This is a genomic window from Pseudomonas sp. Leaf59 (assembly GCF_920984685.1).
Lineage (GTDB): Bacteria > Pseudomonadota > Gammaproteobacteria > Pseudomonadales > Pseudomonadaceae > Aquipseudomonas.
The window spans coordinates 64,234-81,410 of record NZ_CAKLBR010000001.1; the positions used below are offsets into that span (position 1 = coordinate 64,234).

General features: G+C 55.4%; 17 protein-coding genes, 2 tRNA genes and 2 pseudogenes. 12 read left to right on the top strand and 9 right to left on the bottom strand.

The features are described 5' to 3' along the window. Positions 1-289 precede the first annotated feature (289 nt). From LUB09_RS00285 to LUB09_RS23955, 6 genes and pseudogenes are all read right to left on the bottom strand, one after another. Complete coding sequence (locus LUB09_RS00285; protein WP_231421206.1) at positions 290-1,243, bottom strand: D-2-hydroxyacid dehydrogenase family protein; 954 nt, start codon at positions 1,241-1,243, stop codon at positions 290-292. Positions 1,244-1,269: 26 nt separating this feature from the next. Then, positions 1,270-2,271: an alpha/beta fold hydrolase gene (locus LUB09_RS00290; protein ID WP_231421208.1), complete on the bottom strand. Its 1,002-nt coding sequence runs from the start codon at positions 2,269-2,271 to the stop codon at positions 1,270-1,272. 45 nt (positions 2,272-2,316) lie between these two features. Beyond that, positions 2,317-2,754 (bottom strand): YqaA family protein, encoded by a 438-nt coding sequence (locus LUB09_RS00295; RefSeq protein ID WP_209990326.1) that lies wholly within the window; start codon positions 2,752-2,754, stop codon positions 2,317-2,319. A 39-nt stretch (positions 2,755-2,793) separates the two neighbouring features. Further along, a complete protein-coding gene (locus LUB09_RS00300; protein ID WP_231421210.1) occupies positions 2,794-3,243 on the bottom strand; it encodes an SRPBCC family protein in 450 nt (149 codons plus the stop codon). Positions 3,244-3,327: 84 nt separating this feature from the next. After that, positions 3,328-4,173, bottom strand: coding sequence for a methyl-accepting chemotaxis protein (locus LUB09_RS23950; RefSeq protein ID WP_428839043.1), 846 nt, complete (start codon positions 4,171-4,173; stop codon positions 3,328-3,330). A 15-nt stretch (positions 4,174-4,188) separates the two neighbouring features. Beyond that, positions 4,189-5,322: pseudogene (locus tag LUB09_RS23955) on the bottom strand (HAMP domain-containing protein); the annotation flags it as partial. 213 nt (positions 5,323-5,535) lie between these two features. Here LUB09_RS23955 and LUB09_RS00310 point away from each other — a divergent pair. Beyond that, complete coding sequence (locus LUB09_RS00310) at positions 5,536-5,730, top strand: hypothetical protein (protein ID WP_209981770.1); 195 nt, start codon at positions 5,536-5,538, stop codon at positions 5,728-5,730. 6 nt (positions 5,731-5,736) lie between these two features. Here LUB09_RS00310 and LUB09_RS00315 read toward each other — a convergent pair whose 3' ends face one another. Then, the gene (locus LUB09_RS00315; protein ID WP_209981772.1) at positions 5,737-6,117 is read right to left on the bottom strand and encodes a fe2+ zn2+ uptake regulation protein; all 381 of its coding nucleotides are present in this window, start codon (positions 6,115-6,117) and stop codon (positions 5,737-5,739) included. A 237-nt stretch (positions 6,118-6,354) separates the two neighbouring features. Here LUB09_RS00315 and pvdQ point away from each other — a divergent pair, with 237 nt between their 5' ends. The 4 genes from pvdQ (at position 6,355) to LUB09_RS00335 (ending at position 10,065) form a co-directional block, all read left to right on the top strand. After that, on the top strand, positions 6,355-8,634 hold the full coding sequence (gene pvdQ, locus LUB09_RS00320) for a bifunctional acylase PvdQ (RefSeq protein ID WP_269325471.1): 2,280 nt from the start codon (positions 6,355-6,357) through the stop codon (positions 8,632-8,634). A gap of 230 nt (positions 8,635-8,864) precedes the next feature. After that, positions 8,865-8,938, top strand: a tRNA-Cys gene (locus tag LUB09_RS00325). Positions 8,939-9,172: 234 nt separating this feature from the next. Beyond that, a complete protein-coding gene (locus tag LUB09_RS00330) occupies positions 9,173-9,385 on the top strand; it encodes a hypothetical protein (protein WP_231421213.1) in 213 nt (70 codons plus the stop codon). Positions 9,386-9,453: 68 nt separating this feature from the next. Beyond that, on the top strand, positions 9,454-10,065 hold the full coding sequence (locus LUB09_RS00335) for a serine protease (RefSeq protein ID WP_231421214.1): 612 nt from the start codon (positions 9,454-9,456) through the stop codon (positions 10,063-10,065). A gap of 80 nt (positions 10,066-10,145) precedes the next feature. On the opposite strand, the gene LUB09_RS00340 is transcribed toward LUB09_RS00335, so the two are convergent. Further along, the gene (locus LUB09_RS00340) at positions 10,146-10,757 is read right to left on the bottom strand and encodes a tyrosine-type recombinase/integrase (protein ID WP_442964082.1); all 612 of its coding nucleotides are present in this window, start codon (positions 10,755-10,757) and stop codon (positions 10,146-10,148) included. Positions 10,758-10,830: 73 nt separating this feature from the next. On the opposite strand from LUB09_RS00340, the pseudogene LUB09_RS00345 reads away from it, so the two are divergent. From LUB09_RS00345 to LUB09_RS00375, 7 genes and pseudogenes are all read left to right on the top strand, one after another. Next, a pseudogene (locus LUB09_RS00345) lies at positions 10,831-11,298 on the top strand (DUF4113 domain-containing protein); the annotation flags it as partial. Positions 11,299-11,590: 292 nt separating this feature from the next. Continuing rightward, positions 11,591-12,133 (top strand): ATP-binding protein, encoded by a 543-nt coding sequence (locus LUB09_RS00350; protein ID WP_231421399.1) that lies wholly within the window; start codon positions 11,591-11,593, stop codon positions 12,131-12,133. Between the two features lie 175 nt (positions 12,134-12,308). Further along, positions 12,309-12,875, top strand: coding sequence for a DUF6630 family protein (locus LUB09_RS00355; protein ID WP_231421215.1), 567 nt, complete (start codon positions 12,309-12,311; stop codon positions 12,873-12,875). 237 nt (positions 12,876-13,112) lie between these two features. Then, positions 13,113-13,304 carry a hypothetical protein gene (locus LUB09_RS00360; protein WP_231421216.1) on the top strand — a complete coding sequence of 64 codons (192 nt, stop codon included), beginning with the start codon at positions 13,113-13,115 and terminating at the stop codon, positions 13,302-13,304. Between the two features lie 44 nt (positions 13,305-13,348). After that, positions 13,349-14,131, top strand: coding sequence for a hypothetical protein (locus LUB09_RS00365; protein ID WP_231421217.1), 783 nt, complete (start codon positions 13,349-13,351; stop codon positions 14,129-14,131). Between the two features lie 118 nt (positions 14,132-14,249). Further along, positions 14,250-14,966, top strand: coding sequence for a hypothetical protein (locus tag LUB09_RS00370; RefSeq protein WP_231421219.1), 717 nt, complete (start codon positions 14,250-14,252; stop codon positions 14,964-14,966). 509 nt (positions 14,967-15,475) lie between these two features. Next, positions 15,476-15,588, top strand: a tRNA-Ser gene (locus tag LUB09_RS00375). 133 nt (positions 15,589-15,721) lie between these two features. Here LUB09_RS00375 and LUB09_RS00380 read toward each other — a convergent pair. After that, positions 15,722-17,035 carry an acyltransferase family protein gene (locus LUB09_RS00380; RefSeq protein WP_209981774.1) on the bottom strand — a complete coding sequence of 438 codons (1,314 nt, stop codon included), beginning with the start codon at positions 17,033-17,035 and terminating at the stop codon, positions 15,722-15,724. Positions 17,036-17,177 lie beyond the last annotated feature (142 nt).

A 17,177-nucleotide genomic window follows, 5' to 3' on the forward strand; every position in this document is an offset into this window, starting at 1 on the left:
TTTGTAGGACAAAAGACTTGTAACAGGCTAGCGGACGGATATAAGCCGACGGCCGGTAGGGCTGACGCTGTGCAAAATGGGCGTTGTGGTTGCTAGATGCAGGCTGTTATGGAACACGCTGTCGTGGCGAGCAGGCTTGCCCTGCGTCGGAGTGCGCAGCGCTCCCTCAGCGATCACACATTTGCAGAAGGGGCTGCTGCGCAGCCCAGCGCAGGGCAAGCCTGCTCGCCACAGTGGCCTGCTCATTCCGAATCAAGCCAGAGCTGCCCTGCAATGGTGCGGCGGACGGTTATGCCAGCACGCGAACGGGCGCACCTTCAGCCCAGGCCAGGATGTTTTCGATCATCTGCTGGTAGAACTGCCGGTAATTCTGCTCGCTGACATACCCAACATGGGGCGTCGCCAGCACATTGGGCAAGCGCCGGAAGGGGTGATCGACCGGCAACGGTTCCTCGCCATACACATCCAGCGCCGCCCCGGCCAGTCGCCCGGCGCTCAGGGCTTCGACCAGCGCCTGCTCATCCACAATCGGCCCGCGCGCGGTGTTCACCAGCCTGGCCGTCGGTTTCATCCAGCCCAGCGCCTCGGCGTCCACCAGCCCGCGGCTGCGGGCACTCAGCACCAGGTGCACGGTGAGGATATCGGCCTGCTCGAACAGCTGGCGCTTGCTCACCCAGGTCACGCCGACTTCGGCAGCGCGCTCGGGTGTGAGGTTTTCGCTCCAGGCGATCACGCGCATGCCGAACGCCTGGGCAAACCTGGCGACTTTCTGGCCAATGCTGCCCAGGCCGAGAATGCCCAGGGTCTTGCCGTGCAGGTCGCCGCCCAGGCCGACCTGCCAGTGACCGGCCCGCAGCGAAGCGGCTTCGGCAAGCAGGTTGCGCGTCGAGGCCATGATCAGCGCCCACGTCAGCTCCGGCGCCGCATGTTTATAGCTGTCGGTGCCGCACACCGGGATGCCCAGCGCCTTCGCGGCGGGAATGTCGATGGCGGCATTGCGCATGCCGCCGGTCACCAGCAGTTTGAGGTTGGGCAGGCCTTGCAGCAGCGCCTGGTCGAAGGCCGTGCGTTCGCGCATCAGGCAAATCACGTCGAAGGCCTTCAACCGTTCGATCATCACCGCGGTGTCCGCCGGGTAGTCATGCAGGAAGTGCACCTGCCCGACCTGCGCCAGCGCCGACCAATCCACCACGCCACTGGCCACGTCCTGCCAATCATCAATGACTGCGATCTGTACCGACATTCACGAGTGCCTCGAAAAAAGTTGGATTAAAGGCTGTTCAACCCCTGCAACAGCGCCTTGTGAAACCGAGCCGGTTCTTCCATCTGCGGCGCATGGCCCAGGCCCGGGAATTCCACCAGTGTCGCCTTGGGAATCAGCTGGGCCACTTGCTTGCCCAGCACGGTGTAATCGCCAAGCTTGGCCTTGACCTCGGGCGGGGCCACGTCCTTGCCGATGGCGGTGTTATCGGCCGTGCCGATCAGCAACAGGGTGGGCATCTTCAGGTTTTTGAATTCGTAATACACCGGCTGGGTGAGGATCATGTCGTAAATCAACGCCGAGTTCCATGCCACTAGCGTGTGCCCCGGGCCGTTGCTCAAGCCTGCGTACATGTCCACCCAACGCTCGTACTCCGGCTTCCAGCGCCCGACGTAATAGGTGTTGAGCTGGTAGTTGCGAATCCCCTCGGCACTGACTTTCAGCTCACGCGCGTACCACTGGTCAACGCTGATAGAGGGCACGCCCAGCGCTTTCCAGTCTTCCAGGCCAATCGGGTTGACCATCGCCAGCTGTTCGGTCTGTGCCGGGTACATCAGTGCGTAACGGGTGGCGAGCATGCCGCCGGTGGAGTGGCCGATGATCGTGGCCTTTTTCACGCCGAGCTGTTCCAGCAGTTGGTGGGTATTGGTGGCCAATTGCTGAAAACTGTATTGATAGTGCTTGGGCTTGCTGGAGGTGCAAAAGCCGATCTGGTCCGGGGCGATGACCCGGTAGCCGGCATCGCTCAAGGCCTTGATCGAGCCTTCCCAGGTGGCGCCGCAGAAATTCTTGCCGTGCATCAGCACCACGCTGCGGCCATTGGGCGTGCCGTTGGCCGGCACGTCCATATAGCCCATCTGCAGGGCCGTGCCCTGGGATTCGAACTCGAAGTGCTTGAGCGGATAGGGGTACTGGAAGCCTTGCAGTTCAGGCCCGTAGGTGGCGGCAAAGGCTGAGGCGGCGCCAGTGGCGAGCAGGCCGGTGATGAACATGTCGCGGATCAGAGGCATGAGCAATACTCCAGAAAAGGGTGTCCGGATGCTGTTTACAGCGGATTAAGCAGGAATTAATACCCAGTGCAGCGTCACGGCAGCGAGTACACCATACCGCAGGCTTTTGGCGAGGGTGACCAGCAGCAGGAATCGCCACAGCGGCTCGCGCATGACGCCGGCGACGAGGGTCAGTGGGTCGCCGATGATCGGCACCCAACTGAGCAACAGCGTCCAGTGCCCCCAGCGCTGATAACTGTTACGTGCTTTTTCCAACTGCCTGGCGTTGACCGGAAACCAGCGCCGGTCCTTGAAATGGTCCACCCAACGGCCGAGCAGCCAATTGACCACTGAACCCAGCACATTGCCCAGGGTGGCGATAACCAGCAGCCACCCCAGTGCGTAGTCACCGCTCAGCAGCAGCCCGACCAGCACGGCTTCCGATTGCAGCGGCAACAGCGTGGCGGCGCCAAAGGCCGCGAGGAACAGGCCGAGGTAGCCGATCAAGTGCGAGGATTCATCGTGGGTTTCACCGTGGAGGGGTCAGGCATTCTCCAGCCGTTGCTTGAGCCGGTCCAGCGCAAGCGCCGACAGCTCGACCATGCGCGCATGCAAGGTGGCCAGTTGCAACTCGGTTTCGTAGGTGAGCACACGCTTGAACAGCGTGCCGTCGCGATAGGGTTGCAGGAAGTAGTGGATGGAACCGTCGACCGCCACCGAAGTAAATGCAGCCTTGAATTCGCGAGGGGGCTGGGCGATCTGCACGCGATAGCTCAGGGGCACTCGCACGCCGAGCAGGTCGATCATTTCGCCAAAGCGTGCGCCGGCGGCGAGGGAACCACGGGTGCCGGTGTCAGCGCTGAGGGAGGTAGGGTGCCATTCGTGCCAGTGATCCGGCTGGGTCACATAGTCGTAGACGGCGTCGATAGGGGCCTGGAGAAAGCGTTCCTGACTGATCCGCTCCAGACGGACCGAGCAATCGGCAGTGCGCATGGCACACCTCCTGTGTGGCGAAATCCTTGAGCTGTCAGAATAGTCCCACTCCCGCGCCGTGCACGGGAGTGTTTCATAAATTTATCACTGCACCTTGAAACGCCCCATCAGGCTGATCACTCGACCATTGGCCTCCAGCAGGCTCTGGGTATTGGTTTCGGTGGCATGGCCGCTCTCTACCAGCTCTTCGACCATCTGTCGGATCTGCACCATGCTGCGGTTAATCTCCTCGGTCACTGCGCTCTGCTGCTCGGCGGCCGTGGCGATCTGGGTGCTGAGGTTGTTGATATGCGCCACCGAGCCGGCCATCTCATCCAGCCCGGTATTCACCCGCGCCGTGGCGTCCGCCGCCGACTGGCAGCTGGCCTGGGTATTTTCCATCGCCGCCACCGACGAGCTCACGCCGCTGGTCAAGCGCGCGAGCATTTCATTGATCTGCGAGGTACTGGCCTGGGTGCGTGCGGCCAGCGCCCGGACTTCGTCGGCCACCACCGCAAAGCCACGACCTTGCTCGCCCGCGCGCGCCGCCTCAATGGCCGCGTTGAGCGCGAGCAGGTTGGTCTGGCCGGCGATGGCGCCGATCACGCCGAGGGTTTCGGTGATGCGCGCCGCGTCCTGGCGCATGTTTTCCACGCTGTGGGTGGCGCTGGACACTTCGCCGATCAAGGCGCTGACGCTGGTGGATGCTTCGCCCACGACCACGCGGGAACGGTCGGCGTGTTCGTTGGCACGCTGGGTGAAGGCCGCGGTTTCGGCGGCGTTTTGCGCGACGGTGTCGGCGGTGGAGCTCATTTCGGTGATGGCGGTGACCGTCTGGTCGGTCTCGCTCGCATGGCGCACCAGGATCTGGTTGGTGTGGGCCGAGGTCCGCTGCAATTGCTCAAGGCCCGACGACATGGCGCCGGTGGCCTGGGTCACTTCGCCGATCATGTTTTGCAGGTAGACGATAAAACGGTTCACCGAGTGGCCGATGGCGCCCATTTCGTCTTCGGCGCGGATGGTGATGCGCCGCGTGAGATCGGCATCGCCAGCGGACAGCGCGTCGATGTTGGACGTCAGCGACTTCATGCGCTGCACCAGTTGGCGGATCGCGTAGGCGGCCAGCAGCACCAGCAGCAACACCATGGGGATTTGCAGCAGGGCCAGGCTGCCGAGCACGTCATCGCGTTGTGCGGTGATCAGCGAGGTGGGCAGGGCGGTCGCGAGGAACCACGGTGTGCCCTCGATCGGGCGCATATAGAAGGTGCTGGCCACGCCGCCGTTGTCGAACTCGCTGCGCTGCAGGCCTTGCTCTCGTTGGGTCAGGGCCTTGCTGACCTGGGTGGCAAACGCCGAGGTGCCGGTCAGTTCGCTGATGTTCTTCAGCACTACCGGGCTGCTGAAACGGGTGCTGTTGCTGATTATCTTGCCGTCGCCTTCGACGATCAGCATCTGCCCGCCGATGTCTTTTTCCTTGGCGGCCACCAGGTCGTTGAAGAACCCCAGGGTCACGTCGATGGTGGACACGCCATAGGCGGCGCCATCACGCTGGATCGCCATGGCGCAGTTGGTACGCGGCTCCTGGCTGGCGTCGTCCTTGTAGGCAGCGGCCCAGGCGCATTGGCCGGGCGGGGAGGCGAGGCCGCCCTTGTACCAGCTTTGATCGTAATAGTTGGGTGCAGGGTCGCTGTTCCAGAAGGTATTGACCGCCAGCTTGCCCGACGCATCGCGGTGCCAGAACGTACTGAATTTGTTGCGCCCCGGCGCGCGCTGGTTGGGCAACGGCCAGATGCCGCCGCCAAACACCTTCAGCTCGCCGTACTGGTCCACCAGGCCGGGCAGAACCTTGTCGATGGCATCGCTGTCGAGCAGGGGTATGGTCTGGGTGATGCTGCGTTGCTGGGCCTGGACCTTGTTCAGTTCGCCCTGGATACGTTCGGCCACTTGCGCGACACGGTTGAGCACCACCTGTTCTTCGGTATGGCGCAACGTGGGTGCGACCAACTGGCCGATACCGACCACCGTCAACACGATCAACACCAGAACGAACAGCAGCAGAAACAGGGTATAGCGGGCTTGGATGGAGCGCAGTGGGGGCATGGGGTCGTCCTTACGAAGCGTTTATTGTTGACGCGGCTTTTTTGGAGCTTCGTAGGGGTATCGGCTTGGTCTGTAGGAGCTTTAGGTACGATGGTGCAAGAAAATTCGTACATGCCTTGTCGCCATCAGCGTGTCAGTCAGACAAGCCAAAGTTTTTCAGCGCCTGTAATATCCGGTCCTGGTGCAACATTCTTAACGTTTCAGGAACCCGTCATGACCCAAAAGCAACGCTTGAAGTACTCGATTCTGATCTCCCTGGTGGTACTGGGCTCGATGTTCGGCCTGTCCTACCTGCAGAACACGGGCGTGATCAGCGAAAAAACCTTTCAGTACCTCGCCATTGCCATCGCGGTGGTCGTGGTGGTGATCAACGGCATCATGCGTCGCAAGGTCAAGCCCAACTTCTGAGTGGAGTCAGGCGCGGCCTTCGAGCACTTTGGCGGCCTCTTCGTGGAGGCTGTAGCTCTTGTCCGCATTGAGGGTGATCACGCCCTCGCTGCACAGGCGCTTGAGCACCTCACGCACGCTGAGAAACGACAGCGGGATGCCCAGCTCCAGCAGGTGGCCGTGCACCCCGCGCACGCCCAGGGTGCGCTGGTTGTCGGCGGCGGTGAGCAGGGCGTCGATGACCTTCAGCCGAATCAGGCTGGTACGCAGGCCAAAACATTTGAGCAAATGGCGAATACGCTGGTTGCCTTGCTGTTCGGGTGTCTTGCCGAACGCTTGGGTGCCGCTGCCGAACTTGGCATCGGTGGCCGATGAATGTCCATCCGTGGTCACTGGCGGGTTGTACATGCAAAAACTCCTTATCAGAGCCTGATCAGGAAAATGATGGCGCTCTTAGGTAATAAGACGAACGAGCGAGCAAAATCATGAAGTGGCGAATGTAGAAATTTTGTCGGTATCGGTTTTGTCACAAGGCAAACACACGGAATAAAGCGCTCCGGCGGCTAAATTGTGCACGGTCTTTTGCGTTCTTACGGTGGGGTGGTTGCCCCCGGTGAGGGTGTTCAATTTGACTGTGGAGTCTGCGTGATTATTACCAACGGGTTGTCCAGGGTGTGCATGGCGGGGCTGTTGCTGGGGGTGAGCCTGGCCGCGTCGGCACGGGAGCAGGTGACGCAGGCGTCGGCCGATATCCGCCGCACCACCTACGGCGTGCCGCACATACGCGCCACCGATGAGCGCGGCCTGGGCTTCGGTATCGGTTACGCCTACGCCCAGGACAATCTGTGCCTGCTGGCCAATGAAGTGGTCACGGTCAATGGTCAGCGCGCAAGGTTCTTCGGTCCCGATCAGGCGACCCTGGAAGAGCGCAACAACCTCGCCAGCGATGTGTTCTTCACCTGGCTGAACACGCCGGAGACCGTCGCGGCGTTCTGGAAAGCCCAGAGCCCGGAGATCAGACAGCGTATTGAAGGCTACGTGGCCGGCTATAACCGTTATCTGCAAGAGCAGGGCGCGCCGGCGCAGTGCCAGGGTGCCTGGGTGCGCCCGCTGGTGGCCGACGACCTGGTGAAGTTGACCCGCAGGCTGCTGGTGGAAGGCGGCGTCGGTCAATTCGCCGAAGCGCTGGTGAGTGCGACGCCACCCCAGGCCACCGTATCCTTGCAGCCCGACGCCAAGGCGTTTGCAACGGCAGCGGCCAATCAGCAGCGTTTCAGTCTGGACCGCGGCAGTAATGCCGTCGCCGTGGGCCGTGACCGCTCATTCAACGGCCGTGGCATGCTGCTGGCCAACCCGCATTTTCCGTGGGTGGGCGGCATGCGTTTCTATGAGATGCACCTGACCATCCCCGGCCAGTTGGACGTAATGGGCGCCGCACTGCCGGGCCTGCCGGTGGTGAATATCGGTTTCAACCAGCACGTGGCGTGGACGCACACGGTGGACACGTCCAAACATTTCACCCTGTACCGGCTGACGCTCGACCCCAAGGACGCCACGCGCTACCTGCTGGACGGCAAATCCATGCCCCTGGCGAAAACGTCGGTCACCGTGCAGGTCAAGCAGCCGGACGGCAGCCTCAAGGCGTTGAGCCACACCGTTTACAGCTCGCCGTTCGGCCCGGTGGTGCAGTGGCCCGGCAAACTCGATTGGGACGCCAGGTACGCCTTCAGCCTGCGCGACGCCAACCTGGATAACGACCGCGTGCTGCAACAGTGGTACGCGATGAACCGCGCCGACAGCCTCAAGGCCCTGCAAACCTCGGTGCACAGCCTGCAAGGCATTCCGTGGGTGAACACGGTCGCCGCCGATGACCAGGGCCAGAGCCTGTACATGAATCTGTCGGTGGTGCCCAACGTCAGCGCCGCCAAACTGGCGCAATGCAGCGACCCCCGCGCCGGCCTGCAAATGATCGTACTCGACGGCGCCCACAGCGCCTGCGCCTGGGACATCGACCCGCGCGCGGCGCAGGCGGGCATTTTCCCGGCAGAGCAGTTGCCGCAGTTGCAACGCACCGACTACGTGCAGCATTCCAATGATTCCGCGTGGATGGTCAACCCCAAGGCGCCATTGAGCGGCTTCTCCCCGGTGATCAGTCAGGACTCCATCGGCCTCGGCCCACGTGCGCGCTTCGCCCTCCAGCGCCTGCATGCCCTGGACAAACAACCGATCAGCGTCACCGACCTGCAAGGCCTGGTGATGGACAACGAGGTGTACCTGGCCGGCCAGGTCATGCCCGACCTGCTGGCGTTCTGCGCCAAACAGCTGGGCGGCGACGCCGATGCACTGCAACCGCTGTGCAGCAGCCTCAAGGCCTGGGACCAACGCGCCAACCTCGACAGCGGCGTGGGCCTGCTGCACTTCATCAACCTGATGGAACACCTGCAGCAAACCCCCGATGCCTGGCGCGTTGCCTTCGACCCCGCCAACCCCCTCACCACCCCGCGCGGCCTCGCCATCGACCGCGCGCCGGTGGCCAACGCCCTGCGCGAAGCCATGCTGGCCTCGACCGCAGCCGTCGGCAAACTCGGCGTGAGCCGTTGGGGCGACGTCCAGGTCTCCGGCCAAACCCCGATGCACGGCGGCCCGCAGGAACTCGGCATCTACAACGCCATGCAAACCGTACCCCGCGCCGATGGCAAGCGCGAAGTCGTCAGCGGCACCAGCTACCTGCAAATCGTCACCTTCGACGACAAAGGCCCGCAGGCACTCGGCGTGCTCGCGTTCTCCGAATCGAGCAACCCCGACTCGAAATATTCAAACGACCAGACCCAGGCATTCGCCGAGAAAAAGCTGCGCCCACTGCCGTTCACCGACGCCCAGATCCACGCCGACCCGCACTACCAGACCCAGCACATAAAGGAGTAGGGCAGGCGCGCAACCCCTTGATGCGATGCGAAATATTTTCCAAATCAAGGGGTTGCAGGCATGGGTAAATCGGTACATAATGGCGCCCATCGAACGCAACGAGGCGTTAAAAACCTCAATGTATTCAATAGGTTATAGTGAGTTATAGTTGTTCGAGTAGAGGCAGGCCCTTACAGCCCACTCAAGTTTTTATGCGGTGAATGTCGGTGGTAAAGGCATTAATCGTTTGAGGCCGAGTAGCAAAATGGTTATGCAGCGGATTGCAAATCCGCCTACGCCGGTTCGATTCCGACCTCGGCCTCCACTCTTGAAACCCCGTAGATCAATGGTCTATGGGGTTTTTTAATGCCTGTGATTTGGGATCGTTTCCGCAACTCTTCCTATCGTTTCCGCAACTGGCTGTTTCTTCCCCTGCGAATCTCTCATCTATCAAGAGGGGAATCACCTTCACTCGGTCCCCTGTTGCTCCCAAGAAATGGTAAATTGCCATCATGAAGAGTCCGATTTACCCATCTCTACGAGCAAGGAAAGCGTATAAATGGCCATTAACCCTGCAACGATTGCATCCCTATGTACTGTACGAATCGAGGCGCATGGCGATGCTGGCTCAAGTCTCGGTACGGGCTACTTCTATAATATAGAAACGGTTGCAGATGATCCTGGATTTATTAATATCACCCCACTTATCGTCACTAACAAGCATGTCGTGGCCGACAGCCCGGCTGTTAAAGTTCACTTTAGATGTAATTAAAAAAGACGGAGTGGTCGGGGAGGACGGAACCGTTGCATGGCAAGAACGGCATGTATTTGAAATAGATAGTGTTAAATGAAGCTGTAATTATGCATCCGAATCCTGATGTGGATTTGTGCGTTATTCAGATGGGATATATTCTTGGTAGGATAAAGGAAGGGTTTACCTTAAAGAACGCTTTTATGAGTGCCGATTGGCGTTTGAGTGAAGCTTCAACGCAGTTTGTACGACCTATAGAGCCTATAATTATGGTCGGATATCCAAATGGCATTTGGGATGCTCATAATAATAGGCCTATCGCCCGACGAGGTTTGAGCGCTTCGCATTGTCTGATGAAATGGAATGATCAAAGATATTTTGTAATCGATTGTGCGTGCTTTCCTGGGTCGAGCGGTTCACCAGTATTTCTTTATGAAGATGGTATTTACCGGACGGACAGTGGCCATCTCACGCCAGGTACGAGACTAAAGCTTCTAGGTACTTTGTGGGGTGGCCCAACCTATACTGCGGAAGGAAAGTTAATTGCGAAGCCTATACCATCTCTTTTGTCTTCCGGAAGTGAAGTGGTTCCTGTTGTAAGTGTTATGATGAATTTAGGCTTTGTAATTCATGCCGATGCTTTGGATGACTTTAAACCTCTAATAATTAATTTGTTGCGAAATGAGAATGCGATGGGTTAGGTCGTGATTTTTAATTTCCGGATTACATGTCGTAGGCATATTTGATTCTTGTTCGCGTGGTTTATAACTGCCCGATCAATTTATTTTGTCGGGTTTACTATTTCACCGACGCGACGATAAACCTTTTTGGTCATTTCTTCAGTGGAGTGCCCAAGCAATCGGCTGGCATGCGTTAGTTCTATTTCACTTGCAGCCTTAGGTCGGATGTCCTTGAACTGGAACTGACGGATCAGTATGGCCAATGCTGAGTCGCCATCGGCTCCAGCCTTGATGGCGGCTTTCTCGCGGGCTTCATCCCAACGGTTGCGCAGCATCTGCTGGCTCATACGTAGGCCGGATGTGTTGGTGATCAACCTTGATGTTTTTATTCCGTTGAGGGCTCGACGTTCCTGCAGGTCATTGATGAAGGCACTAAGCGCGGATTGGACACCCGCATCTTCTAAGCGAAGGCGTAGTTTCTTTTCGGTTTTACCTTGGTTGACCATTAAGAATCCTGCATTTAAATCTGTGGTGGCTACCTTGAGCACGTCGGCGGGGCGCTGGCCAGTCAGGTAGGCCAGGTCCATGGCGTCTCTAAGTTCCTGAACAGCTTCGGTGTACACCGCGTTCCACACGATATCGCCGGCATAATAGTCCCGGGGCTTCTTTTTTTTGCGCCGTACGCCGAAGCAAGGGTTGGCGTTGCTGGTCAAACCCCACTCGCGCGCAATAGTGAACATGTGCGAGAGCAGCGCGATCTCTCGGTTGGCCCTGACCTTTGCGGTCACCTACATGATGCGAGCTTCTGAGAAGCTTCGTGTCCAAAACTTGCTGTGCAAGAAGGTGCGCGTTTGTATCCGTACCGGCATGTTCAATCCAGAAGAGGCGAAGTACGCCAACGGAGTGGTGGTTGATATGCCCTATCCCACTGACGACGTGCGCCTTCTCACTCAGGCGGCTGTTGGCGCGTTTGAGCGCGTATTTCGGTCAGGCTTCAAGTACAGCAAGGCTGAAGTGATGTTGCTCGATCTGTGCCAGCACGGGGAATATACCGATGATCTGTTCGCTACATCGCAACCATCCGAAGCAACTCGGGTAATGACGGTGTTTGATCAGATCAATGGGCGGTGGGGTAGGGGAACGCTGCGGTCGGCCAGCGTTCCTACCAATCCGGAGTGGGGGATGAGACGTGAGATGATGAGTCAGAGCTACACAACTAAACTTGATAAGCTTTGGTCCGTAGCCTGTAGGTAACGGCTGCTTTCGGCCGATTCTGTTGAAAAAGTCGGCCTTGGTTTCCACTGCAGAAAAGTACGCGTCTGAGATTGAAAACCTTATTTTTGGTTGAGACTTCCGGGCTCAGATTTCACGTAGCAACGTGCAAAAGTTGCATTTTCCCCGGTCAATATCCGGCAGTTTGAGTGGAGCGAATTTTTCAACACAATCGGCCAGAAGCAGTCATTTGCAGCCCAGAAAAAAGTGAGACCCAATCGAGTAAGGGATATATTGCCTGCCTCGAAAAAGACTTGTATTCATGGAGGACAAATTGCGGATTTACATTACAGGTGCTTCGTGTGCGGGCGTGACTACTTTGGGTCAAAACGTCGCAACTCTGCTCGGTGTACGCCAGGTCGATGTCGATGATTACTTCTGGATGCCCACTGACCCTCCTTTTACGACCAAGCGAACTCCCAGTGAGCGCGTGTCATTGATCCAGCAAAAGTTCGGTGATGACGATTGGGTGCTGACTGGTTCTTGCATGATATGGGGAGAAGCGCTGATTACCCATGTCGATCTGATTGTTTTCGTTGTAACTCCAACAACCACTCGCCTTGAACGGCTGGCCGCCCGTGAAAAGGAGCGTTTTGGAGATCGGATAGCACCGGGCGGTGACATGCATGAGATACATGTAGCCTTTCGGGAATGGGCTTCGCAGTATGACGATCCGAACTTTTCAGGACGCAACCGGGCGTGGCACGAGGCGTGGCTATCAGAGCAGACCGCTCCGGTCTTACGGATTGACGGGATGAACAGTGCTGAAAAGATGGTTGCGGATGTCATTCATGCTTTGTCGCAAGTAGCGCAATAGCTCGAGAGCGGAACGGCTGAGGCACGACTCAACACGCTTTAGTAATGTCCGCTTCGGGTCGATTGCTGTCACACGTAGACTGAATAGATATTAACCCTGACCCTATTCGCCGTCATCGAACCGCTGGGGTAAGCTTCGCGCCAAAGGCTTTACCCACCAAGGAGAATAAACGGAGATGGGCTTGTTCAGTCGATTGTTCGGCGATCGCTTCACACAACCCCCACCCGATGAACCACGGTTGAGCGATGCCGCGATTATGCGTGAGCTTTACCCATTCGGTGCGCAACTGAAAACGTTCACCCAGGCCCTGTTGGCGCGGCTGCCTGAAAAGGAACGTGCGCGTCTCGTGAGAAGGGTGTCGCGCTATTACAACCTAGGTGAAGACCCGGCCACCGCGTTGGTCAGTGGTCTTTTGGACGCTGAGAAAGGCCAGTTACTCAATAATCTGGTTCTTATGGCCGTGGACGTGCACGGCTTCGATGATTTCAAGTACCTGGCACCGAAACTGATTGAAGCCAGCGGCATTGACCAGATTTATGCCTACAAGCTGGAAGATACGCCATCACTGATGCAAGTGCTGATCGATTTTGATCAATGGCTGACTGGGTTCGGGAAGCGCTTTCTGCATGTGGATACAGGCGGCGCCGATTATGTGGGTTGCATCATTGAGCAAGATTGCGTCGAAAACCTGATCGCGCTGGCTAAGCAGGCGGGCATCGACGCACGGCTCGATCCCTTTTGAGACACGTTGGCTGACAGCTATCGGCCGATTCTGTTGAAAAAGTCGGCCTTGGTTTCCACTGCAGAAAAGTACGCGTCTGAGATTGAAAACCTTATTTTTGGTTGAGACTTCCGGGCTCAGATTTCACGTAGCAACGTGCAAAAGTTGCATTTTCCCCGGTCAATATCCGGCAGTTTGAGTGGAGCGAATTTTTCAACACAATCGGCCAAAAGTGAACGGTGGACACGGTGATGGCAAATGAGTAGTGTCACGGATGATGCTTTCGACTCTAGAGGGCAGCAGGGCTTGCCGTCATCCATGTCGCGTTTCTCCCTGAGCGATGTCGCGCTTGCCGCGACCACCTCTAAGATAGACAAGGACTTACAGGATGAAAAGGAACGTAATATGACTCGCCATCGCGACAAAAACGCTACATGGCATGTCACCTAATAGCATGTCGCCCCATAGTAGTTATACCCATAGGGAAGTGTCGCATGAAAATCTTAGCATCGTGCATGGAGTGCCAAAAAGAACTAGGGCTCCCGTCATTTGAGCCGATTATTGCAGATTACTATGAAGGAGCTGTGGCTTATATAGAGTGTTCCAGAGGGCATAAATCCGCAGTCCTGCTGCAAAGCCAGAAATTCGAAATTCTACTTGAATCAGCTGCAAACGCACTTCTTGAGGGCTACACGATTGAGGCAGCATCAAGTCTCTCGGCGGCATATGAAAGATTCTTTGAATTCTCTATTAATGTCTTTTGCAAAAAGAATTCAATCACCAATCAGGCTCTTGAAGAAACATTCAAACAAGTTTCCAAACAGTCAGAGCGCCAAATTGGAGGCTTCCTTTTCCTTCATCTCATAACTTTTGGCAGTAGCTACGCACTTAGCAAAAAAATCCCGGAATTGAGAAATAAAGTAATCCATCAAGGCTATATACCCACACCAGAAGAAGTAATAGCTTTTGGAGAGCTAATTTACCAAGAAGTCTACTCAATAACTCAGCTGTTAAAAGCCAGCATGCATAGTGAAATGCAACAGGTCATCATGGATGACTTAAAATCAAAGAGCGAAAAAATCCCACCGGAAACACCCCGCGCAACTTCTACTGGCGCAATGTTCTTTTCCTTATCCATGGCAGAGCAGAAGAAAGACTTTCAAGAGGCTCTTGCTTCGTACAAGGAAGCTAAGGAAGTAATTTTTGGATCAGTTCCATACATGAAGCTACTCAACAAGGCAGTTTCGCTATATGCAAAATTTCGTGGCGGAGTATAACAACTGGTTCAAATCGCTCGTTGGGACGGGCTGAAGCCCGCCCCTTAACCAAACGTTATAAGTCAGAGTCGGGAGTCTAGGGACTGGGTATCTAAATATAAGATAATTGGAGAAGCTTATGAATAGACGCGAAGATATTCGATTAATCTTTGAAGAGTGTGATGCAAATATCTCTCGGATTGATGCGATTTATAATTCTGCCAAATCAGACGATCAGCAGATGGAAGTGCTTAAGCCTATCGTTAAATCAACTCTTGAGCATCTTAGAAGCATTCTCGAGTATTCTGCTCAAGACATATGGGAAAGCTATACTAAAAAGAAGAATAAGCCGTATTTTCCGTACGGGAAAAATACTGAGTTTTTCCAAAAAAGCGTAAAAAAAAATCTCCCAGGGTTGGCTGAGCAGCGGCCTGACATATTATCACTTATCGAATCTATACAGCCACAGGCGGCCAATGAAAGCTGGCTTCTTAACTTGTGTGAATATACTAATTCCAACAAACATGATCGGCTGAAAGGCCAGGTTAGAAGGGATTCTCCTTCTAATACAATAAGTATTAATAATGGAGATATAGTTATAAGAGATAGCACAAATGTTAATATAGTAGAGTATATCTATAATGGCATGAAAATTAATTCTGCCCCCATGCATATTTCGAGTACAACGCCATCACAGGTATTGAAGGGGATGGTTAACGAAGGTGTAGAGATCAAGAAGCAACATGACTGGGTTGAGTTTCATTTCGAAGGTTCAGTTCACGATGTTTTAGCGCTTTTAAAGCAGTCTCGAGAAGAAATTGAACTATATATATTAAAGTTGTATACCTTGATTTAAAATTTAATTTATTTCTTGTCCGTGTTTGAGCTGGAAGTGACGCTATGCAGTATGGTATCGGGGGCTGTGTTATTTAGTAGGTTTAACGATTTGTCCGACGCGTCTATACACGCTCTTCGCTAACTCCTCAGTGGATTAGCCGAGCAAGCGACTGGAATGTGCCAGCTCAATCTCACTGGAGGCTTTGGGTCGTATTGCGATTGATGAATTTTTGTAGAGACGAGGGAAGATTGACTGTTAAGGCAAGAACTCCGGACGTTCACCTTTTTCCCCGTATGACCTAAGCGGATCAAATACGGCAGTTGAATATAGATTGATTGAACACTGAATGCGATTACGCTGCTTATGTCAAACAGGCTCCCAAGCTGACATCCGGTCTGGAGGCCCCAGTACCTTTGAACAGATGGCTTGATACGACGAGCTGGAGGGCTATCCGGCTTGTGTTGAGGGAGGATAGAAATCCATTCCGCAACCGAAATAGAACCTCCTATTTCAGGGGGCTCCAGCGAGGCCGAAATGTTGGTAATGCGGAATCAATGCTGTCATAAGCAATTGAAATGAATGATAATTACCGTGGATTGCAAATCCGCCTACGCCGGTTCGATTCCGACCTCGGCCTCCACTCTTGAAAACCCCGTAGATTAACGTCTACGGGGTTTTTTATTGGCTGGAAATTGACCCGAAACCCCTGCGCCTTGCGCGTGGAGCTAAAAAGCGGCGCCTGGTTAGAGTGCGCCGCCAAAGATTTGGTCCACCTATCCGCGAGCTTGCGAATCCAGCGGGATCGACTGAAAAGCCCCCTCCATACCTTTTTGAGCGGCGCCCAGCCACTGCTCAACTTGTTTGAGTTCCAGGTTGAATGTTTCACAAGCCTGTTTGACCGTTATCTTCTGACTCAGGATCTCGATCACAAGTGCCACCTTGTGCTGGGTCGTCCATTCCCTTGAATCGGCAGGAAGGCTTGGACCCGAGGGGGCGCTGAGGCGGCGGATAATCCGGCCACCATGGCGGGAAATCGGCGCTTCGAAGAATCGGTACATGAACATTGCTACCGCAATGGAAATAGCGATCCAGCCAAATCGCCACAATTCTGCGGTCCAGGCCGGCAGCTGCAGATAGGCTTGGGTGGCTTTAGAACCCACTATGGTGAAAATCCCCCAGTGGAACAGGTAGAGGCTGAATGAGCAGTTACCCGCGCTGTTCAGCATGGACACCGGGATTGCAATGGCTTTGTTTGTGCTGTGCAACCAGCCGCGCTGTTCAGTATTCAATAAAGCAACTATCAGGAGACTGGATGCCAGCGCGACCCCGACAACAATAAAGTACAACTCACCCGAGCCCAATGCCGCTGATGGCGCATTGATGATTCCTGCAACCGTGGCAATGGAAAGAGTGAAACCTGCCGCTGGATGAATCCATGCCAACTGTCGTTGATACAGGTAGAGCGCGATCCCTGTCGCAAATAGCAGTTGAAACGGCGAAAACAAGTGGTGCCCCAGTGCGCTGACGAGCCAGGGATGACTTGGAGAAATGGAATACAGGACAGCGCCGATACCGAACAGCAGCAGAAGGGTGAGCATCAACATTCTGTGGCTGTAGCGAATCAGCACCAAGGCTGAGACGAAGTAGAATAAAATTTCGAATATCAGCGTCCAACCTACTGAATTTATAGGCTTTATCGTGCTGGGTAATAACAGTAGCGAGTTGATATAGGACGTTGTATTAAATGGAGTTCCGTATGAAAAAGAGACGTTGAATATATACACGCCAATTAATGCGAAAACAAAGGAAAGCCACCATATCGGATAGATCCTGATGATGCGCTTGCCTAGAAAAGGAAAGAGCTTGAATTTCTCTCCTGACGTGACGTGCGTAATAATAAAACCGCTGACTACAAAGAATAGATAAATCGCCCAATGCCCACGGGTATAGACGAAGGGTATATCAACTTTGTACCCGTCCGGCATCATGTCTATTGCGATATGAGAGTGAAACAAAACAACGAGTAGGGCGGCGATGCCGCGCACCATTTGAATGGAAATATACTGACTTTTTTTCTGTGCGATCATTTCGCTATTTTCGTCCTGTGGTATCCAGGCTGGAATCGTTCCAGGGCCCGCCTTGCGTAGCCCGGCAGTGTATAGAGGTCTGACAACCGCAGCCATCCAAACAGTCGAGATCGACCGAATGCAGATCCAGCAGCCAGCACTG